Source organism: Morganella morganii H1r (genome assembly GCF_000633515.1).
In the GTDB taxonomy this organism is placed as follows: Bacteria; Pseudomonadota; Gammaproteobacteria; order Enterobacterales; family Enterobacteriaceae; genus Morganella; species Morganella morganii_B.
This window is the reverse complement of the sequence record NZ_AYMP01000014.1, coordinates 46114-67642: the sequence shown is the minus strand read 5'-3', so window position 1 is coordinate 67642 and position 21529 is coordinate 46114. Positions and strand designations below refer to the sequence as shown.

Genomic DNA, 21529 nt, shown 5'->3' with positions numbered 1-21529 from the left:
TCCTTATCAGGATTTTGTGGCAAACGGCGGCCGGGCAAACCAGATCAGGACAATCAATCCGATAAAGACCCCGCCGGAGAGCCAGAAAATCTCATTGGCACTGATAATCAGGCCCTGCGCGGTGATTTCCTTCGCCAGATACGCAGAGGTCTGCGCTTCTGATAACCCGTGCTGCGCCATCTCCTGATACATCTGTACCGATTCCGGATTATACGCGGTAATGGATTCCGTCAGCTGAGAATGATGTAACGATTCGCGACGACTCCACAGCGTGGTGGTGATCGATGTCCCGATAGAGCCTGCCAGTGTCCGGAAGAAGTTGGCCAGTGCGGAGGCGGAAGCCAGTTTCTCCGGCGGCAGACCGGAAAGCGTGATGGTGGTAAGCGGCATAAAGAAACAGGCCACCGCAAAACCCTGTACCAGCTGCGGCCAGACAGAGGCGTAGAACCCCATCTGCGGCTCAAAGGTATAAGCGCGCCAGTAGAAGCAGACGGAATACACCACGAAACTAAAGGTTACAATCCAGCGCAAATCCACCACATTGGAGATTTTACCGACAAACGCGGAAATCAGTATCGGCACCAGCCCGATAGGTGCCAGCGCCAGCCCCGCCCATTCCGCAGTATAGCCGTAGACTTCCTGCAGCAGCTGCGGCAGCAGTACAATCGCGCCGAAATAGACCATATACGCCAGACTGACCGACAGTGTGCCGATGGTAAAGTTACGCGACTTAAACAGCGACAGCTCGACAATCGGGTTTTTATCTGTCAGCTCCCAGATCACCAGGAAGACCAGCGCAACAGCAGCAATAATCGCCAATGCGACAATTTCATCCGATTCCAGCCAGCCGAGATCTTTCCCTTTATCCAGCAAAATTTGCAGGCAGCCGATCCCGACCACCAGCAGCGACAAGCCAATCACATTGAGCGGAACCTTTGTCACCTTCGATTCCATACCGCGCAGCAGCATCAGACTGACAATCACCACCGCAATACCGATAGGGACGTTGATAAAGAAAATCCAGCCCCAGTGGAAATTATCACTGATATAGCCACCCATAATCGGCCCGAACACCGGCGCCAGAATGATGGTCATCGACCAGAGTGCCAGCGCGGTATTCTGTTTGGCAGGCGGATAACTTTTCAGCAGCAGGCTTTGTGAAAGCGGGATTATCGGCCCGGCCACCCCGCCCTGTAACACGCGGAAGAAAATCAGCATTTCCAGGCTTTCTGACAACCCGCACAGCAGTGAGGTCAGGGTAAACAGCCCGGTGGACCAGATAAACACCCGCACTTCCCCGAAACGTTTTGCCAGAAAGCCGGTGATGGCAATGGAAATCGCGTTGGATACCCCGAACGAGGTAATAACCCAGGTGCCCTGTGAGACAGAGGCACCGAGATCGCCGGAAATGGTCGGGATCGCCACGTTGGCAATGGTAGAATCCAGCACCTGCATAAAGGTGGCCATCGACAGTGCGATGGTCGCCCAGACCAGTTTTATGCCTGTTAACGGTTGATTAGCCACAATAAAGCCCCGCGCGGATTAACTGGCGTTATCGGCAATGATATGTGCAATCACCGCATTGACCGGAGCCAGATCCGGGATCAGCACATCACTCTTAAAGGCCGGGGTATCGCGCTGCACATTCGCCAGCACCGGACCGTCGGTATTTTTGGTTTCAATGGTCACGTTCATCGACAGACCGATACGCAGCGGATATTTGGCAACCTGCTGCGGATCAAGCTCTACCCGTACCGGAAGACGCTGCACCACTTTGATCCAGTTACCGGTGGCGTTTTGCGCAGGCAGCAGGGAGAAAGCACTGCCGGTACCCATATCCAGCCCGGCGACAGTGCCGTTAAAGATGACTTTGTCGCCGTAAAAATCACTGGTAATGGTGACCGGCTGCCCGATCCGCACACTGCTGAGCTGCGTTTCCTTAAAGTTAGCATCAATCCAGACCGGCTCAACCGGCACAATTGCCATCAGCGAGGCACTCGGGCTGACCTGAGCCCCGACCTGCACATTACGGCGGGAAACATAGCCGGTATACGGACTGCGGATTTCAGTGCGCTGTAAGCTAATCCAGGCATCGCGGACTTTATCCGCCGCCTGTAATACCGCAGGCTGATCCGCCAGCGCAGTATTTTTCAGTAATGCTTTGGTGGCATTCAGCTGCTGCACAGAGGCATTCAGGGATGCCTGCGCCTCTTCAACCGCTTCGCGTGAGTGCTGTAAATCTTCTTTGGAGATAGTCCCCCGCTGTCCTAACACACTTCGGCGGGCATAATCATTCTGCGCCTGATTCAGCATCACTTGTTTCTGAGCGATAACCGCACCGAGCTGGTCGCGGTTAAAATAGAGCTCCTGAGTCTGGCGAACCGTGGCCGCCAGATCATGACGTGCCTGCGCGTAAGCCAGTTCGGCATTGGTTTTATCCAGCACCACCAGCACATCACCGGCATGCACCAGATCGGTATTCTCAAAATTCACCTGTGTCACATTACCGGTGGTTTGTGCGACGATCGGGACCTGCAGGCCCACTACGTAAGCGTCATCGGTATATTCCTGATAACGCAGTACCATAAACCAGTAAATAAGATAGCCGGCCAGCAGCACAATAAAGAGTAGTGACGTTCCCGCAAGCCAGATTTTGCGTTTGGCAGAACTGGATGACGATGTTTTTTTGTCAGCAGGCTGGGCAGCAGAAGACTGCGCTGATGTGTTGTCCATCAAAATACCCCGGTAATGAAGTTAATCCGAAAAATATTGCGCACAGAATAGCCCGAATCACTATAAAAGTAACGGTAAGTGAAATATTACAGGGGAAAACTGAAAGTCATATAAACGGAAACAAAACATTGGCTGAACTCCATAAAATATGTAACTTACTTGTCAGTTTATGATGCTCAGCAAATGAATATAACGGAATGTGCGGATATCAAAGTAATATCCGCTGTCTGTTTTGAAACTGAATGCCACCCTCTCAGCAACAGATACCAAATACATAAAAGAATAATACGCGAAAAAAAACCTGATTATTCGCCTGTCAGGTTCATTTTCGGGTATAAGAGTATTTTCTGTTTACATTTCCGGATTATTAAATCAAGTATCGTGTTTTACTGAAATGTGTTGGTTTTTCATCCGGACACAAAAAATCGCACGATTTGCACATTTTCGCTTCTGTCCGCCGCATAATATTACTGAGACAAAATCATCCGCAGTGCCTCTGCAGCAGCGGCTTTATCGGGTTCCTGCGTGAAATACTCATAGAAATCCCCGACAATCCGGCAGGTGATGACCGGGTCTTCCGCGCCTTTATTCAGGTCACTCAGCAATGTCACCTTATCACCGTATTTCGCTGACACCTTCCGGTAAACATTCTCCAGTACCCTGTATGCCTCCTGTGCAGGGACATGACCGGTATTCCGGTTTTCCAGTGATGATGTCAGAATCAGATTCACCGTTTTCAGCATGCGGATATCCGCTTCATTATAGGTTCCCCCCGCTTTATTCTGCGGGAATTTATTCAGTGCCGGAAAAAAGTTATTAAAGCACTGCTGTCCTGACGGATCTTTCACCAGATAACCTTCCGCCTGATCTTTTACCGCTGCAGCAAAAGCATTCAGTGCATCATCAGAGGCATACGGGATCCGGTCAATTAATAACACCGCTGTCATCCCGGTAATATCATTCATCCATGCCACTTTCTGTTCACGGGTCATGGTGCTGTAATTCCCGATCTGACTTTTCAGATCTTTATATTTTTCCGGGGAAATTTTGCCTACCACTTCAATAAACTGCATGGATTCCGACATCATCTCCGCTTCAAGTGATTTTGGCGTTGTCATTCTGTCCTGACTGACGGCAGTGACAGAAAAACCGCTATCCCGGGTACCCATATAATAACCGGCACCGGCAAAGACCACGGCAATAATAATAACCAATAATATGCTGAGTTTTTTATTCACACACTTTCCTCTGATACCCTGAGTTTTCTCTGAAAGTGATAGTGACACAAATTAATAAGGCCCGCTATTGCGGGCCCCGATAATTATTCAGATTGCAAAAAATAATCAGATTTTTACGCCTTCAACGGAAATAATCAGTTCCGCATCCTGAGATTTCGGCCCCAGATCCGCTTTGATATTAAAGCTTTTCAGTGATACTTTTCCGGTGGCTTCAAAACCGGCGCGGTAACCACCCCACGGATCCTGACCTTCACCGGTCAGTTTTGCATCCAGTGTCACCGGATTGGTCACGCCGTTCAGGGTCAGATCCCCGGTGATAATAAAGTCATCGCCTTTTTTCTCTACTTTCGTGGAAACGAATTTTGCTTCCGGATTTTTTTCGGTATTCAGGAATTCACTGCCGCGCAGATGTTTATCACGCTCAGCGTGGTTGGTATCCAGGCTGCCGGTTTTAATGGTCACATCCACGCTATCCTTTGCCGGGTCGGCTTTATCAAAGGTAAATGTACCGCCGAAATCTTTAAATGTCCCGTACAGCCAGCTGTAACCCAGGTGCTGAATACGGAACTGCACAAAGGCGTGCTGTCCTTCTTTGTCAATTTTATAGGTATCGGCCATTGCCGCACCGGAACCCAGCAGCATCATACCTGCGCTTAAACCAACCAGTGCTTTCTTCAGCATCATATTCACTCCGTCATAATAAAATTACGGGCAGCCCGTTCAGGGTTTCATGCCCAGCATACGTTTTAATGTGGCGTCTTTATCAACAAAATGATGTTTAAGTGCCGCCAGCGCGTGCAGCACCGATAACACAACAACCGCCCAGGCAAGATACAGATGAACCGTACCGGCGGTATCTGCCTGTCCTGCGCCGTCTGTCAGTGTGGCCGGTACATCAAACCAGCCGAAAACCGATACCGCCTGACCATTTGCCGTCGAGATAAAATAGCCGGTGATCAGAATGGCAAACAACATTCCGTACAGCAGCCAGTGCGCCAGTGCGGCACTGATGCGGGTAAACCGGCTGTAAGTGGTTAATGCCGGGGGCGGCGGGGAAATCCAGCGCCAGATCATGCGGACAGCCAGCACAATAAACAGCAGGATCCCGATACTTTTGTGGATCTCCGGAGCACGGTGATACCAGACATCATAGTATCCCAGCGAAACCATCCACAGCCCCAGCGCAAACATCCCGTAAACGGTAACCGCCACACCCCAGTGAAGCAGAACGGAGAGGTGCCCGTACCGTTGTGCGCTATTTTTCCATTGCATTGATAAATACCCTTTGCTGTTCCATACGGATAACATTTCAGTAACAGCGGGATACTTTACGTGAATTTTCCGGCAATATCGGACAAATATTTTGCTTAAGTCAATCAAATTAAATCAATAACTGATTAATTTAGCTGTCATTTACACATGAATCTGAAATATTAAACCGGAAAAATCCCATATGCCGGAATTTTGTAAGACCGAATTGGACTGGGTTATAACCAAAGTACAGAGAAAACCGGGATCCGGCGGATATCATCAAAAAATAATTTTAATATTTAAAAATATTTTTGATAAAAAAGTTGACGAACATCACATAAATGCTATGATACATTCATCAAAGCAAAACAGCTTACCAACCTAATTCAAAAGCAGGAGTTCATCATGAAAAGCATCAAAACTTTCTTTTCCAATCTGACCCGTGCTGCTGCTATCATTGCAAAATACAGCAAAGCATTCTGATTAAAATCAGACAGATATAAAAAAAGCGCCCGATGGGCGCTTTTTTTATATCTGTCTGTCATCCGTTATCGTGAGTCCGGCCGTAATTAAAAATAATTTTAATCAATTAAAATAAAGTTTATGCAAAGTTTGACATTCGTCACAAAAATGGTATAGTACCGCTATCAAAGCCAAACAGGCTTAATCACTTACTCAAAAGCAGGAGTTTATTATGAAAAGCATCAAAACTTTCTTTTCTTATCTGACCCGTGCTGCTGCCATTATTGCTAAAAACAGCAAAGCATTCTGATAAATCAGACAGATACAAAGAAGCGCCCGATGGGCGCTTTTTTTATGCTGCTTTATTTTGCCAGCGGCGCAAATAACCAGCGCAGCCACCAGCAGGCTTTCCAGCCCGGATTTTTTTCCCGGACTACCGGTGATGTACGGCAGACCGACCGCAGAATTTTCCACTCAAAATCCAGGAATAACCGGGAATGACCGGATTCCGCACCATACGTGCAGACTTCCTCATGCTTGCGTTTATCAACCGGCGTGTTGTATTCCAGACTTCTGTCCAGTGTGTGATAGGACTTATCGCGATCCACAATCCGCTCCCTGGCATACACGGATTTCGGCAGATAGCGCTGACGGGAACCGTGGTATTTCTGCAGTTTCACAAAACGGTAATCTTCTGCGCCATAATGACCGCAAAATTCTTCATCATAACCGTAAAAACGGAAAAAACGGGCACGGGACATAAAGAACAGATTCGAGTGTCCTTTGCAGATATTCCCCTGCTCATCCCGGCGGTAGAGTTTATAGAATGTCCGGCCAGGATTCGCGGCATTAATCAGGTAAGTAAATGTCGACACCGGCAGAACATGATCCAGGTCAGTCATCAGAATTTTATCCGATGCCGCATAGGTCACGCCCAGATTGCGGGAGCCGCCCTGATTCCACGGAATATCCGTTGTGATCCGCAGCCATGTCAGGTTCAAATCAAATTCAGGAATGTCATATTCAAGCGGGGAGCAGTCATCAACAATCACAAACTGGACATAGTCCAGCACCGATGCCGGCATTTTTTCATATTCCCGGAGCAGACTGATGACTTCTGAAATATCCTGCTGATTACAATAGAAATGGGTGATGTATGTAAGTTTTATATGTTGCTTATCGGCAACTTTTCGAAAGAATTCGCGTGACATTATAACGGTGACCTTGTACCACAAATGACCGGCCGGCAATTAGCAACCAGTGCGGAGTTAATTGCCGGCTATTCTCACATACAGGTGATACGGTGTCACTACCCGGCGGGCATAAACTATTCCGAATCGAAAAAATAATCCACCGGAACATGGAACATTTCCGCCAGATACATCAGATAATGTATACTAATCCGGCTTGTTCCCCGTTCATAACGGTTAAATTGCTGCTGCGTTATTCCCATGTCTTCCGCTAACCGGACAACGCTTAATCCTAAATATTTCCGCTTTTCTTTAATACGTGTTCCGACACAGGAATATATAGATTCCGTCTCCATAAGATTCTCCTTCACTTATATTGACAACGTGGTAACAAAAAATTCCGTTTTTAAGCGTCTGCCACCGCAGGTAATCTGCGGATCAATGAATTCATAACTACATGAAAAACAAAAAATTAAAATAAAAAGTTATGAATAACCGGCATCTTACGTCTTAGTGAACGAAATTTAACCTTATAGGGATATTGTTTGCAATATCAATACTCCTATTTAGTGTAACAATACCTACCCGATCACACTTAATATAAAAAAATGGTCTTAATAAGATTAATTATTCTTCTGAATAAAATAGAAAAATGACACATTGCTAATAATATACCCCGGTATTTCATAAAAATAATTGCGTGTGAATACGTAAGAAATATTTACATTTATTCCTTATCATCTACTTAAAACAGGCTATTTCCGGTTATGTGTTGGTTGAATCACAGAAAAGATACATATGTATAGTTATAATTTACATATGTATCCATTTATCTCCGTTTCTGAGGTTATCTTATGATGCAGCACCCCCCGGCCGGATATACCCCGCAAACCTGTGGCACCCTGCCCGCTTACCTGTCTTCACATTTACCGGGTGACATTTTACCCGGCGGTACGCCGGAATCCTGGCTGATCGAGGAAGTCGGTGACGGTAATCTCAACCTGGTGTTTATTGTCAGAGGCAGTGAGCGGATCCTGGTGGTCAAGCAATCTCTGCCGTATGTCCGTGCTGCCGGTGAATCCTGGAAACTCTCTTTGCAGCGTAATTATTTCGAATACCATGCGCTGTTACAGGAAAAACGTTTCGCGCCGGACAGTGTACCGGCTGTCTATTTCTATGATGAAAGCATGGCACTGTTTGCCATGGAATATCTCGCTGGCCATATCATTCTGCGCAACGCACTGATTGCCGGAGAGTATGTCCCTCAGCTGGCGGAAAAAACCGGCCTGTTTATGGCGCGGACACTCTTTAATACGTCAGATATCGGTATGGCGGCGCAGAAGAAAAAAGCCCTGACCGCGCAGTTTTCTGCCAACCATGAATTATGCAAAATCACCGAAGATCTGATTTTTACCGAACCTTACTTCCCGGCCCCGCGTAACAATCACACCGCACCACAGCTCGATCGTGATGCAAAAGCCGTGATGCTGGACAGAGACATGGTGCAGGCCGCCATGCGCTATAAATACAAATTTATGACACAGGCTCAGGCGCTGCTGCACGGGGATTTGCACACCGGCTCCGTCATGATCGGCACTGACTCTGTTCAGGTCATTGATCCTGAATTCAGTTTTATGGGGCCGATGGCGTTTGATACCGGCAACTATGCCGGTAACTTATATATGGCCTGGTTTTCCCAGCCCGGACACCGGGAGACAGAGGAAGAAACCGCCCGCTATCAGCAATGGCTGCTGTCGCAGATAAGCCAGACATGGAACATCTTTGAGACTGAATTCCGCCGCCTGTGGACAGAAAAATCACAGGGCGATGCCTGGCCGCGCGAGCTGTATCAGGACGGCATGTTTGATGACAAATTCCTGAAAACCGCACAGGACAGTTTTTTCGCAGAGCTGTTTCAGGACACGCTGGTCAATGCCGGGCTGGAGATCAACCGCCGCCTGCTCGGGTTTGCCGGTGTTGCTGATTTCAAAACCATTGCTGATGCGGACAAACGCGCGGCACTTGAACGTAAAGCACTGAAACTGGCGCGGGAGCTGATTGTCAATGCCCGTCACTATCGCAGCTTTGCCGATGTCGAAGCCTTTCTTCCTTATTGTTAAGCGTCACCTGCACACGAGGTTATATAATGAAAATTAACGGAAAACATTACCGTTCCGTCTGGCCCGCAGACAATGGTACCCATATCTGTATTTTTGATCAGACAAAACTGCCGTTTGAAGTCAGTATCATCACACTGACAACAATGGAGGAAGCGGCAACCGCCATCAAAGATATGTGGGTACGCGGTGCACCGCTGATTGGTGCCGTGGCCGCTTACGGTGTGGCGCTGGCCATGCACCGCGACAGCAGTGACGCTGCGCTGAAAAAAGCGTATGACGTGCTGGTTGCCACCCGTCCGACCGCGATCAACCTGAAATGGGCGCTGGACAGAATCTGTGGTGCCCTGACACCACTCCCTGCAGCTGAGCGCCGTGACGCCGCTTACCGTATTGCCGCCGGAATCGCGGATGAAGATGCGGAAATCTGTCACCGCATCGGCGAACACGGTCTGACGGTTATCCGCGACATCGCCGCCCGCAAGAAACCGGGAGAGCCGGTGAATATCCTGACCCATTGTAATGCAGGCTGGCTGGCTACCGTTGACTGGGGCACAGCGCTGTCACCGGTTTATCAGGCTTATGATGAAGGTATTAACATTCACGTCTGGGTGGATGAAACCCGTCCGCGCAACCAGGGCGGACTGACCGCCTTTGAACTGGGCTCGCACGGCGTACCGCATACCCTGATTGCCGATAACGCCGGGGGACACCTGATGCAGCACGGCGAAGTGGATATGTGTATTACCGGCACTGACCGCACCACCGCGCGCGGGGATGTCTGCAATAAAATCGGCACTTACCTGAAAGCGCTGGCTGCCAAAGCGAACAATGTGCCGTTCTATGTGGCACTGCCGTCACCGACCCTCGATTTCACCGTATGGGACGGCGTAAAAGAGATCCCGATTGAACAGCGTGCCGGTGAAGAACAGTCGCACGTTTTCGGCATCACACCGGAAGGCACCCGCAGTTGGGTGAATACTGCACCGGCGGGTACCCGTTGCGGCAACTATGCCTTTGATGTCACTCCGGCGGAGTACGTTACCGGGCTTATCACCGAACGCGGTATTTGTGATGCCTCTCCGGCCGGACTGAAAGCGATGTTCCCGGAGATGTGGCCGTCTGAGTATGAGGTGTGATCATGACCCGTACTGAACTGGCACAGCAGATTATCGATACCTGCCTGAAAATGAATGCAAGCGGGCTCAATCAGGGCACTTCCGGTAATGTCAGCGCCCGCTGGCAGGACGGCATGCTGATCACCCCGAGCGGCGTGCCCTATGAAAAACTCACCCCTGACAGCATTGTCTGCATGGATAACACCGGGCAGGCAGAGGCGGATAAGATCCCGTCGAGTGAGTGGCACTTTCATCTGAGCTGCTATCAGGCACGTCCTGAGCTGAACGCGGTAATACACAATCACGCCCTGAATACGGCGGCGGTATCCATTCTCAATGAATCCATTCCGGCGATCCACTATATGGTCGCTGTAACCGGAACCGACCATGTTCCCTGTGTACCGTATGCCACCTTCGGCACACATGAACTGGCCGGTATTGTTGCTGAAGGGATTAAAACCAGCAAGGCACTGATTATGCAGCATCACGGCATGCTGGCGATGGAAGTCAACCTCGAAAAAGCCCTGTGGCTGGCGCATGAGATAGAAGTACTCTCCGCGCTGTATCTGAAAGTCCGCGCCATCACGCCGGATGTACCGGTACTGAGTACGGAGGAGATGCAGCGGGTGCTGGGGAAATTCAAAACCTACGGACTGAAAACCGGAAAATAGTGATTACCGGCGGCAAAAAACGGCGCCATGCGTCGTTTTTGGTTACCCTGTGTAATTAATTATTTTAAATGATAATCATTTGCAATATAATTAAAATCTTAATGTATTTGTAATTTAAGGTTTTTATGAAAAAAGTCATTTGTTATGCTGCGTTTGCTTCTGCCCTTCTGCTCCTGTCAGGATGTGCCGCTCCCCAAAAATCCCCGCCATTCAGCGAAAAAAGCATTGAAGAGTGCGGGCGCTATCTGCCGGATGGCATCGCTTACTATGTAAAGATTGAAGGTGAGGTGGATTTAAATAAGCAGTTTAACGGTGATATCAATGTGACCGCATTGCAGGACAGCGCACCGGCTGTTGCATTTAACCACGAGATAATTCAGGCCGGTGCGGATAAATATATGGACTGCGCTATTCAGCTGCTGAATAACGGTAAGGGAGATACCCGCACACCGGAAGAAAAAGCGGCAGCGGAAAAGCAGTAACCGGCAATAATGATACTCTTATGTAGAAAAACCGCCTTCCGGCGGTTTTTGCACTTATTTATCTGACAACAGGTGTGCCGCAATCAGCGGATCAACAATCAGATCAGAAACATATCCCCCGCGCAGTGCCCCGCGGGTGGCGGCGATATTGTGTTCACCGGTAGCGATAAAGATCCGCCGTGCGATATTCCGCAACTGCGGCAACCGGATACCGAGGATGCGGGCATCCGTATGTGTATCCAGCGGCTCACCCGTCTGATCATAAAAACGCCCGCAGATAACCCCGACCGCGCCTTTGCGGCGGAAATCGGTCATTTCCTCCGCCGTGATCACGCCGGCGCGGATCAGCGGGTTCTCCTCTGTGACATTACCGGCCACGAACAGCGCTTTGGTACAGCGATCCAGCTGAGCAAAGTTTGCCTGAATGATAGGCTCACGGCGCAGTGCATCTGCCAGCTCCGCAGAACTGACAATCGCGGGCACATGCAGATACGCACACTCACCGCCGAACTTTCCGGCGATCAGCGAGGAAGATTCCACGGTGGTGAAGTCCGGCTGCGACGGCACGGAACCGAGCATCTGTAACACCGTCATATTGCGGATGACTTTCGGTGTCAGACACTTCGCCATATGGTGAATTGTCCGCCCCCAGGCGACGCCGAGCACATCCCCGTCCTCAGTCACCTGACTGAGATATACCCCGGCCGCCTGTGCCATATTTTCCCGGCGGCGGGCGGAATCCGCTGCCGCCTCCGCAACCGGGCTGTCCGGCACCACCAGCACATTGGTCAGATTAAACTTCTGTTTCAGTGACAACGCCATATCAATGCGGCTGTAACGCGCCATATCCAGACTGATATGCACCACTCCGTTTTCCCGGGCCGTTTGCAGGTATTTCACCACGGTGACGCGGGAAATGCCCATCACATCAGCCACTTCCGTCTGACTGAGGCCGGACTGATAATAGAGCCATGCGGCCTGCAGAACCGGATCATTGCCGAACATCAGACGTCCGGTCAGGCGGTTGTCACTGTTTGTCATGCGTTGCGCACCACACTGCCCCAGAGATCATACTCATCGGCATGTTCAATATTCACCATGACAATATCCCCCGGCTGCACATCAAATTCACCGTTGAGATATACCATGCCGTCGATTTCCGGTGCATCAGCCATACTGCGGCCGACGGCGCCCTCTTCTTCATCGACTTCATCAATGATCACCGGCAGTGTGCGCCCGACTTTCCCGGCCAGTCGCTCTGCGGAGATCTGCTGCTGTAACTGCATAAAGCGGTGATAGCGCTCTTCTTTGATCTCTTCCGGCACCTGATCCGGTAATTCGTTGGCATGTGCCCCTTCCACCGGGCTGTATTTAAAGCAGCCGACACGATCCAGACGGGCTTCGCTCAGGAAGTCCAGCAGCATCTGAAAATCTTCTTCGGTTTCCCCCGGGAAGCCGACAATAAAGGTGGAACGCAGCGTCAGCTCCGGACAAATTTCACGCCAGCGTTTAATACGCTCCAGTGTGCGCTCAACAGCCCCCGGGCGTTTCATCAGTTTCAGAATACGCGGGCTGGCGTGCTGCAACGGAATATCCAGATACGGCAGAATTTTGCCTTCCGCCATCAGCGGGATCACATCATCCACATGCGGATACGGATACACATAATGCAGACGCACCCAAACGCCGAGCTGGGATAACTGCTCACACAGGCCGATCATGCTGGTTTTCACCGGCAGACCGTCACGGAAACCGGTGCGGTGTTTGATATCGGCGCCATAGGCAGAGGTATCCTGGGAGATCACCAGCAGCTCTTTCACACCGGCTTCAACCAGACGCTGTGCTTCACTCAGCACCTCACCGACCGGACGGCTGTCCAGATCGCCGCGCATGGACGGGATAATACAGAATGTGCAGCGGTGATTACACCCTTCTGAAATTTTCAGATACGCATAATGGCGCGGTGTCAGTTTCACGCCCTGATCCGGCACCAGGCTGGTGAACGGATCATGCACCGGTTTCGGCACATATTTACGGACACTCGCCAGCACCTGTTCATAACTGTGCGGACCGGTGATTTCCAGTACTTTAGGGTGAACTTCACGGATCTGGTCTTCTTTTGCACCCAGACATCCGGTCACGATCACTTTACCGTTTTCCGCCAGTGCCTCGCCGATTGCTTCCAGAGACTCCTGCACAGCACTGTCAATAAAACCGCAGGTATTAACGATCACTACATCAGCATCATTATAGCTCGGCACGATCTGGTAACCATCCGTACGCAGTTCAGTCAGAATGCGCTCGGAATCCACCAGGTTTTTCGGGCAGCCTAATGATAAAAATCCAATCTTTGCCATTTATTATATAATCTTTAATTGAGGAAACATGAAGTATACAGGATGCCAAAACTTTATTCATATGCAAGATGACGCCCGGTCAGCACGATAAAAGCGCAGCCCGGGAACCTCAGCTATCTGAATCATCAGTACGATGTAATATCAGGCGGCTTTTGATTTCCGCCAAACCAGACGGTACATAGCAAGTAAAAATAATATAATGGCTAACAACGATATTTTTATGATTACGGGCACCAACTCATAAATACCAGCCCCCTGAGAGTTCAGCATAGTAAACCCGCTTATCATTGTACTTGATGGAAAAATTTCCATCGTTTTCACAACCCAGCCCGGCATATTAAATGTAGGAAATGAGGCACCTGATGCATAAAAAATAACCATCGACGTAGCCGACAGGATCTGCATCGGACGGTTAATGTTATCCAGAAAACTACCAATCAACATACTCATTGAGCTTACTGCCGCAGAAAACAGAACAATCAGCCAAAGCTGTAAAAACATATTGCCTTCATTGGGATAGCCTTGTAAGTAATAAACCCAGCCAAACACAAAAATTGCGCCGGAAAAACCAACGATAAACAAGCCCAGAAATGTTCCGGTAAACTGTGATACGTTAATATTAGTTAAACCGACGCTATTGCGTAATGCGATAAGCATAGAACCGGCAAAAATCAGTGTTTGCTGAAGTATGATAATAAACACCAGCGGCATAATAAAAGATTCGTATCCCAGTGTGGGATTATAGAGCGGAAGGGAAATAATATTATCAGTGGCTTTAGGTGTTAATCTGTTAACATCTGTCGTAGCGCTTATTGCATTAATCACCGCCGCTCTTAAATCGGCAGCTACAGCCATATAACCGCCTGACAGGTGAACATCGATCCCTGCGTCTCCTCCTCTGATAAGATTATTTTTAAAATCTTTATCAATAGTTATCACTGCGGAAACTTTTCTGTTGCGTAATAAATTTGATGCCTCAGACGGGGAACTATCAACCCGGGTAACATCAATCTCACGGGTAGTTTTCAGATTATCTATCAGGTTACGTGACAATGATGATTGATCAAAATCGACCACCGCAACGGGAAGTTTGAGGTTAATCTGTGCCTTATAAGCACTTGGATAGAAAATACTGTAAAGAATCAATGACATAATTGCCGTTGAAAATATAGGCTGAGATTTTTTTATTGATGTGAGAGTACTGATAAAGCTTTGTTTAATACCATCAAATTTTACATTTTCCTGAAACGTTACCGGCTGTTGCTTATACTTATGTTTCCCCAGCAGCATAAAAGAGACTGCTAAAGGTATGATGATATAGAGTGACAAAATACCAAACTGATACAAGCTTGTTGTGATATCACTGCCAAGATTGACCTGCTCTAACTGTATGCGGTAATAATGCGTAAATGGCTGAAAGTTACTCCAGAATTTAGCCCAGCCATTGGCATTCAAAATGGACAGCGTACCATCAGAGTAGGTTAATGCAGCACTGGTATATACCGTTGAGATACTTAATGCCGTAAGTATATTTCGCGTTATTGAAATAAACATAACAGCAACAGACGCAGTGAGAAGACACAGCATAAATATCGCCAGTATTAATAACCATGAATTACCTAAAATCGGCCAGCCCCGCCCCGCTGTTTGCCAGACGTTAAATAGTAAGTTCCACAGAAAAATGATAGTGATATAGGGTAAACAACGGGAAACAATCTGAATTGATAAGTAGATTCTGCTTTTCTTCATCCAGCCGGCGCAGAGCTTACCTTCTTCAAAAAAACGTCCTATCGCGCAAATGACAGCGCTGCTCAGGACTATACTCAGTAACACCGGTATTGCGATTGGCGTCAGGAATCTTTCATAGCTATTTTGCGGATTGCTGATACTGACGACTTGTATATTTGGCACTGAGCTGCCCGTACCTTTATGCTCAGCACCCAATGATTTCCTGTTATTAAGTGAGCTAAAGGCATCATTTACCGCTGCCTGCAACCCGATAAACGCAGCGTTCCCCGTTGACCTGAACTGTCCGTTATAACGAATGATGACCTTATTATCATCCTGACGGATAGTCGATCCGGATGCACCACGGGGGATCTCTATAAAAGCATAAATTTTCATGCTTTTCATCAGGCGTTGGGCCTGAGCAACATTTTCCGGTATTTCTGTTAACTCAATACTCTTCGATGCATCAATATTCCTGATTATTTCCCGGCTCAATGATGAATGGTCGTAATCCACCAGTGCTACCGGTATTTTCTCAGGCACACCTGAACTGAACATCGCGCTGACAAAAGTTAATAAAAACACCGGCACAATAAACAGTAAAATTTTCATGTAGCGATCATGACAGATGAAATTAATTTCATCTGTCAATGAGGCTGAAAAGCCCGATACAGTATTATTAGTCATTACCGGCAGGCCAATCAAAAATAACAGACATACCCGGGCGCATTCCTTCTGTCTTATTCACCGGATGTAACCGTACTTCAAATGTTCTGACGTCATAACCGCTTGACTGACGAGTTGCCCGCCATGTGGCAAAATTGCCTTTGGGGTTAATAAAAAACACCTGAAATTTAACAGTTTTATCTTTCAGTGCGGGGATCTTTCCTTCAATCACATCACCTATTTTTAATGCGTTAAAACGATCTTCCCGTAAATTGACGGTTACCCAAAGATTATTTAAATCAATCATACTGAATATAGGTGTACCGGCAGAAACAAGTTCCCCCTGATTAGCAAAGCGTTTGGCAATTTCTCCGTCATTTTTTGAATGAACACTCAGCTCTCTGACCAGGGAGTCAGCAGATTCAAACGCGGCCCTGGCTGCATTTACATTAGCATCAGCAATGCGGATGTCCTCCGCTCTGTTACCCCGTTTGGCTTGCATATATTGCTCATAGGCAGCATTTGTTTTCTGCCCGGCAATTTTATATCTGGCAATAGCATCATCACGTTCCTGAGCAGAGACAGCTTTACTCTTTTCATAGAGTTTTACTACCCGATCCGTGGTTAACTTTACGTTTTTCTCATCTGCCTGAGCACTTATCCAGTTAGCTTTTAATGACTCAATATATTCTGAACGCTCCCCGTTATATGCCTTTTCCTGACTGGCTACAGCAGCAGCTAATGCTTCTTTGGTTTGCAGGGCATTCTCAGTGGTTTGCCTGTCATACAAACTGACTAAGGCCTGCCCGTTACGGATGCTGTCTCCTTCCCTGACATGCAGACTATCAACTCTTGCCGTCACTTTACTGGTGATATTAATTTCATCTGTATCAACAATGCCTTCTAAGATCTCATGTTCAGCGGAATGAGATAAAATAAAACCGGCAGATAACACCATTATTATAACGATAAGTATGGCTATCTTTATTTTTTTATTCTTTATCGTCATACTATTTCCATCCTCAGGCTCCGGCTGTTTTCTTTAGCTTTCCATTATTTCAATAACATCTTCTTCTTTCAATGAAAGAACTATTATGACTGCAACAAAACCTCTTCATTATACGTTTCTTCAGCATATTGAATACATTAATATTTTTAATATAATTACTGAGCACTAACTTATTATATTGATTTATCACTATAACCTGTTACTGAACTGAAGCCGGTAATTTCGCCTCCTGACTATATGTTTGCTTCCTGTTCAAATCAGATTATAAGATTTAATTGTATTACCTGATAAAAAAATCCCGGCTCAGACCAATCCGTCACATATTATATTCCCTGAATTCTTTGGTTACAATTAATTACATAATGACATCACCCTGATTCAGCAATAATCTGCTGAATCAGCTTTCCGCCCTTAGCTTCCTGAACTCGCCTTCATGTGTTTACGGCAGAGAAAAACCGGTGCAATTCGTGCAGTTTTCCGGACGCTGTATCCTGCCGTTTACAGTGAATGTGATACAGACGGCAGCTTTATCCTGCTGATCCGGTTATGCTTTCCCTGTCAGCATTTAATGTCACCGTTCTGAAAATTAAAAGCATCATTATTTGATAACCTGATATTGAAATGCGGCTGTTGTGCTTATCTCATTATTTTCCATAAGAAGGGTAATCACCGTATCTATGCAAAAATCAAAACGTAAAACGTGGATTTTTTATCTCATCCTGATCATTGTCCTTGCCGGCGGCGGCTATCTGTACCACATGCTGCAAAGCCCCGGGTTGCCTGAAGGGTTCGCGCAGAGCAACGGACGGATCGAGGCAACGGAAATTGATATCTCAACCAAAACCGCCGGACGTATCAGTACCATCAATGTCAGAGAGGGGGATTTTGTCCGCGCCGGGGATGTGCTGGCGCAGATGGATACCCGGACACTGGAGGCGCAGCTCAGTGAGGCTCAGGCGCAGTACCGCCAGGCGGACAGTAATGTGATTTCCTCGCGCTCAGCACTGGCTCAGCGGAAAAGTGAGAAAGCCGCCGCAGAGGCCATGGTACGTCAGCGCACCGCAGAACTGACCGCAGCACAGAAACGTCTGACCCGTTCACAGGCGCTGGTGAGAACCAACGCGGTATCTGTTCAGCAGGTGGATGATGACCTGGCCGTTGTGCAGGGTGCCCGTGCTGCCGCGGAAGCGGCGAAGGCTCAGGTGGCAGCGGCTTCCGCCGCGATTGATGCCGCACAGTCCGGTATTATCCAGGCGCAGACCAAAGTGGATGCCGCCCTGGCAACACAACACCGGATTGAAGCGGATCTGGATGACAGTCAGCTGAAAGCGCCGCGCAACGGCCGTGTCCAGTACCGGGTTGCCGAACCGGGTGAAGTGCTCGGTGCCGGTGGCCGCGTGGTGAATATGGTCGATCTCAGCGATGTCTATATGACTTTCTTCCTGCCGACCGAACAGGCCGGACAGGCAGGCATCGGCAGCGACGTGCATATTATTCTTGATGCCGCTCCCGATCTGGTGATCCCGGCGAAAACCTCGTATGTCGCCAGTGTCGCGCAGTTCACCCCGAAAACGGTGGAAACGGATAATGAACGCCAGAAACTGATGTTCCGCGTTCGTGCCCGTATCACCCCCGAACTGCTGGAAAAACATCTGGAATATGTGAAAACCGGTCTGCCGGGACGCGCTTATATCCGGCTGGATCCAAAGCAGGACTGGCCGGCTGACCTGGAGGTGAAATTACCTCAATGACATCATCAAAACAGCATTCTGACACCGCAATCGTCACCCTGGAACAGGTTACGCATCATTACGGTGATGTGTGCGCCCTTGATGATATCACGCTGAACATCCCCGCCCGGCAGATGGTGGGGCTGATCGGGCCGGACGGTGTCGGGAAATCCACCCTGATTTCCCTGATTGCCGGTGCCCGCAAAGTGCAGCAGGGTAATGTGATTGTACTGGGCGGTGATATCCGCGAAGAAGAGCACCGCCGCGCGGTGTGTCCGCGTATTGCCTATATGCCGCAGGGACTGGGGAAAAACCTCTATCACACCCTGTCGGTGTTTGAAAACGTGGATTTTTTCGGGCGACTGTTCGGTCAGTCTGAGGAAGAACGCCGTCTGCGGATTGACGATCTCCTCGCCAGTACCGGACTCGCCCCGTTCCGCGACCGCCCGGCGGGAAAACTCTCCGGCGGGATGAAGCAGAAACTCGGATTATGCTGCGCCCTGATCCATGACCCCGAACTGCTGATCCTCGACGAACCGACCACCGGCGTTGACCCCCTCTCCCGCGCTCAGTTCTGGGAGCTTATCGACCGCATCCGCGAACGCCAGCAGAATATGAGTGTGCTGGTAGCGACGGCCTATATGGAAGAGGCGGAACGGTTTGATCACCTGGTCGCAATGGACGACGGCAAAGTCCTGGCAACAGGACACGCCCGTGAACTGAAAGCACAGACACAGACTGACGAGCTGGAAGCCGCTTTTATCGCTCTGCTGCCGGAAGAAAAACGCAAAGATCACAAAGCGGTGGTGATCCCGCCGCGCAAAACGCAGGATAATGAAGAGATTGCTATCGAGGCGCAGGATCTGACCATGCGTTTCGGCAGTTTCACCGCCGTTGACCACGTCAGTTTCCGCATCCCGAAAGGAGAAATCTTTGGTTTCCTCGGCTCCAACGGCTGCGGCAAATCCACCACCATGAAAATGCTCACCGGGTTGTTGCAGGCCACGGAAGGCAAGGCGTGGTTGTTTGGCCAGGAAGTCGATCCGAAAGATTTGAATACGCGGATGCGGGTCGGCTATATGTCGCAGGCGTTCTCCCTCTACAGTGAACTGACGGTTTTACAGAACCTGGTATTACACGCCAAGCTGTTCCATGTGCCGGAAAATGACATTGATGAGCGTGTTGATGAAATGATGACACGCTTTAAACTGACGGACGTCGCCGATGCCATGCCGGAGGGGTTACCGCTCGGGATACGTCAGCGTCTTTCCCTCGCCGTGGCAGTGATTCACCGCCCGGAAATGCTGATCCTCGATGAGCCAACATCCGGCGTTGATCCGATCGCCCGCGATATGTTCTGGGATCTGATGGTGGATTTATCACGCAAAGACGGCGTGACGATTTTTATATCCACTCACTTTATGAATGAGGCCGCCCGCTGTGACCGCATGTCGCTGATGCACGCCGGGAAAGTACTGGTGACGGATACCCCGGAACATCTGGTCGCCAACAGCAAATTTGATACCCTCGAAGCCGTCTTTATTGATTATCTGAAAAAAGCCTCGGGGATTGAGGATGATGCCCCGCCGCCGGAAGCACCGGAATTACCTGCCGACAGCGGCGAAGCGGCCGCCACCGCACTGAAACGCCGTTTCAGTCTGCGCCGTCTGTTCAGTTACAGTCTGCGTGAAGGACTGGAACTGCGCCGCGACCCGGTGCGGCTGACACTGGCGCTGCTCGGTACCGTGATCCTGATGTTTATTATGGGTTACGGCATCAGTATGGATGTGGAAAATCTGCGTTTTGCCGTGCTCGATCGCGACCAGACCACCACCAGCCAGAACTATGTGCAGGATCTCTCCGGTTCCCGTTACTTTATCGAACAGCCGCCGCTGCAAAATTATGATGATATGGAGCACCGGATGCGCGCCGGGGAAATCGCGGTGGCGATTGAAATTCCGCCGGATTTTGCCCGTGATATCGCCAAAGGCCATGATGTGAAACTGGGGGTCTGGGTGGACGGCGCGATGCCGAACCGGGCAGAAACGGTGCGTGGTTATGTGCAGGCCATGCATCTCAACTGGCTGACCCGCATGGCGTCAAAACAGCCGGTGGCCAACCCGCTGCGCTCTGCGATAGATATCGAAACCCGCTACCGTTATAACCCGGATGTGAAAAGCCTGCCGGCTATCGTTCCGGCGGTGATCCCGCTGCTGCTGATGATGATACCGGCAATGCTCAGCGCCCTGAGTGTGGTGCGGGAGAAAGAGCTGGGGTCGATTATCAACCTTTATGTCACCCCGGTGACCAAAACAGAGTTTCTGATCGGCAAACAGGTGCCTTATATCGTGCTGGGGATGTTTAACTTTTTCCTGCTCTGCGCTCTTTCCGTCTGGGTATTCGGGGTGCCGTTCAAGGGCAGTCTGCTGACGGTGACACTTGCTGCATTCTGCTATATCACCATTGCCACCAGCATGGGGCTGCTGATCTCGTGCTTTATGAAGAGCCAGATTGCCGCAATTTTCGGGACCGCGATTATCACGCTGATCCCGGCCACCCAATTTTCCGGCATGATTGACCCGGTTTCATCACTGGAAGGTATGGGTTACTGGATAGGGCATATCTATCCGACCTCCTATTTTCTGACCATCACCCGGGGAACCTTCTCCAAGGGACTGGGGTTTATCGATCTGTATCAGGCCTTTATTCCGCTGCTGATCACGATTCCGGTTGTTCTCGGATGCAGCATCTTTTTCCTGAAAAAGCAGGAGGGATAA

General features: G+C 49.3%; 17 protein-coding genes. 6 read left to right on the top strand and 11 right to left on the bottom strand.

Features of this window, described 5'->3' with window-relative positions; translation table 11 throughout:
* Nucleotides 1–6 precede the first annotated feature (6 nt).
* The 7 genes from U868_RS0107330 to U868_RS0107290 all read right to left on the bottom strand — a co-directional run bounded on the left by U868_RS0107330 (nucleotide 7) and on the right by U868_RS0107290 (nucleotide 7230).
* A complete protein-coding gene (locus U868_RS0107330) occupies nucleotides 7–1467 on the bottom strand; it encodes a DHA2 family efflux MFS transporter permease subunit (protein WP_045137874.1) in 1461 nt (486 codons plus the stop codon).
* Between the two features lie 75 nt (nucleotides 1468–1542).
* Nucleotides 1543–2733 carry an EmrA/EmrK family multidrug efflux transporter periplasmic adaptor subunit gene (locus U868_RS0107325; RefSeq protein WP_025152725.1) on the bottom strand — a complete coding sequence of 397 codons (1191 nt, stop codon included), beginning with the start codon at nucleotides 2731–2733 and terminating at the stop codon, nucleotides 1543–1545.
* Between the two features lie 467 nt (nucleotides 2734–3200).
* On the bottom strand, nucleotides 3201–3971 hold the full coding sequence (locus U868_RS0107320; RefSeq protein WP_025152724.1) for a hypothetical protein: 771 nt from the start codon (nucleotides 3969–3971) through the stop codon (nucleotides 3201–3203).
* Between the two features lie 105 nt (nucleotides 3972–4076).
* Nucleotides 4077–4652, bottom strand: coding sequence for a YceI family protein (locus U868_RS0107315; protein ID WP_025152723.1), 576 nt, complete (start codon nucleotides 4650–4652; stop codon nucleotides 4077–4079).
* A gap of 39 nt (nucleotides 4653–4691) precedes the next feature.
* Nucleotides 4692–5243: a cytochrome b gene (locus U868_RS0107310; protein ID WP_025152722.1), complete on the bottom strand. Its 552-nt coding sequence runs from the start codon at nucleotides 5241–5243 to the stop codon at nucleotides 4692–4694.
* Between the two features lie 803 nt (nucleotides 5244–6046).
* Entirely contained in the window at nucleotides 6047–6895 is an 849-nt protein-coding gene (locus tag U868_RS0107295) for a glycosyltransferase family A protein (protein ID WP_025152720.1), read from the bottom strand.
* Between the two features lie 116 nt (nucleotides 6896–7011).
* The gene (locus tag U868_RS0107290) at nucleotides 7012–7230 is read right to left on the bottom strand and encodes a helix-turn-helix domain-containing protein (protein WP_025152719.1); all 219 of its coding nucleotides are present in this window, start codon (nucleotides 7228–7230) and stop codon (nucleotides 7012–7014) included.
* A 498-nt stretch (nucleotides 7231–7728) separates the two neighbouring features.
* Between U868_RS0107290 and mtnK the strand changes: the two genes are divergently transcribed.
* The 4 genes from mtnK (at nucleotide 7729) to U868_RS0107270 (ending at nucleotide 11262) form a co-directional block, all read left to right on the top strand.
* Nucleotides 7729–8994 carry an S-methyl-5-thioribose kinase gene (gene mtnK / locus U868_RS0107285; protein WP_025152718.1) on the top strand — a complete coding sequence of 422 codons (1266 nt, stop codon included), beginning with the start codon at nucleotides 7729–7731 and terminating at the stop codon, nucleotides 8992–8994.
* A 26-nt stretch (nucleotides 8995–9020) separates the two neighbouring features.
* Entirely contained in the window at nucleotides 9021–10130 is a 1110-nt protein-coding gene (gene mtnA / locus U868_RS0107280; RefSeq protein WP_025152717.1) for an S-methyl-5-thioribose-1-phosphate isomerase, read from the top strand.
* A gap of 2 nt (nucleotides 10131–10132) precedes the next feature.
* The gene (locus U868_RS0107275) at nucleotides 10133–10780 is read left to right on the top strand and encodes an L-fuculose-phosphate aldolase (protein ID WP_025152716.1); all 648 of its coding nucleotides are present in this window, start codon (nucleotides 10133–10135) and stop codon (nucleotides 10778–10780) included.
* A 125-nt stretch (nucleotides 10781–10905) separates the two neighbouring features.
* Nucleotides 10906–11262, top strand: coding sequence for a hypothetical protein (locus tag U868_RS0107270; RefSeq protein ID WP_025152715.1), 357 nt, complete (start codon nucleotides 10906–10908; stop codon nucleotides 11260–11262).
* Nucleotides 11263–11316: 54 nt separating this feature from the next.
* Here the strand turns inward: U868_RS0107270 and U868_RS0107265 are convergent, their stop codons facing one another.
* The 4 genes from U868_RS0107265 to U868_RS0107250 all read right to left on the bottom strand — a co-directional run bounded on the left by U868_RS0107265 (nucleotide 11317) and on the right by U868_RS0107250 (nucleotide 17022).
* Nucleotides 11317–12303: a sugar-binding transcriptional regulator gene (locus tag U868_RS0107265; protein ID WP_025152714.1), complete on the bottom strand. Its 987-nt coding sequence runs from the start codon at nucleotides 12301–12303 to the stop codon at nucleotides 11317–11319.
* Nucleotides 12300–13619: a 30S ribosomal protein S12 methylthiotransferase RimO gene (gene rimO, locus U868_RS0107260; RefSeq protein WP_025152713.1), complete on the bottom strand. Its 1320-nt coding sequence runs from the start codon at nucleotides 13617–13619 to the stop codon at nucleotides 12300–12302. Before rimO ends, U868_RS0107265 begins: the two co-directional genes overlap by 4 nt.
* 141 nt (nucleotides 13620–13760) lie before the next feature.
* Nucleotides 13761–15959, bottom strand: a complete 2199-nt coding sequence (locus U868_RS0107255; RefSeq protein WP_240182687.1) for an ABC transporter permease — start codon at nucleotides 15957–15959, stop codon at nucleotides 13761–13763.
* A gap of 67 nt (nucleotides 15960–16026) precedes the next feature.
* The gene (locus U868_RS0107250; RefSeq protein WP_025152711.1) at nucleotides 16027–17022 is read right to left on the bottom strand and encodes an HlyD family secretion protein; all 996 of its coding nucleotides are present in this window, start codon (nucleotides 17020–17022) and stop codon (nucleotides 16027–16029) included.
* Between the two features lie 677 nt (nucleotides 17023–17699).
* On the opposite strand from U868_RS0107250, the gene U868_RS0107240 reads away from it, so the two are divergent.
* Together U868_RS0107240 and rbbA are read left to right on the top strand one after the other, a co-directional pair.
* Nucleotides 17700–18773, top strand: a complete 1074-nt coding sequence (locus U868_RS0107240; RefSeq protein WP_025152710.1) for an HlyD family secretion protein — start codon at nucleotides 17700–17702, stop codon at nucleotides 18771–18773.
* Nucleotides 18770–21529, top strand: a complete 2760-nt coding sequence (gene rbbA, locus U868_RS0107235; protein WP_025152709.1) for a ribosome-associated ATPase/putative transporter RbbA — start codon at nucleotides 18770–18772, stop codon at nucleotides 21527–21529. The genes U868_RS0107240 and rbbA overlap by 4 nt, the downstream gene beginning before the upstream one ends.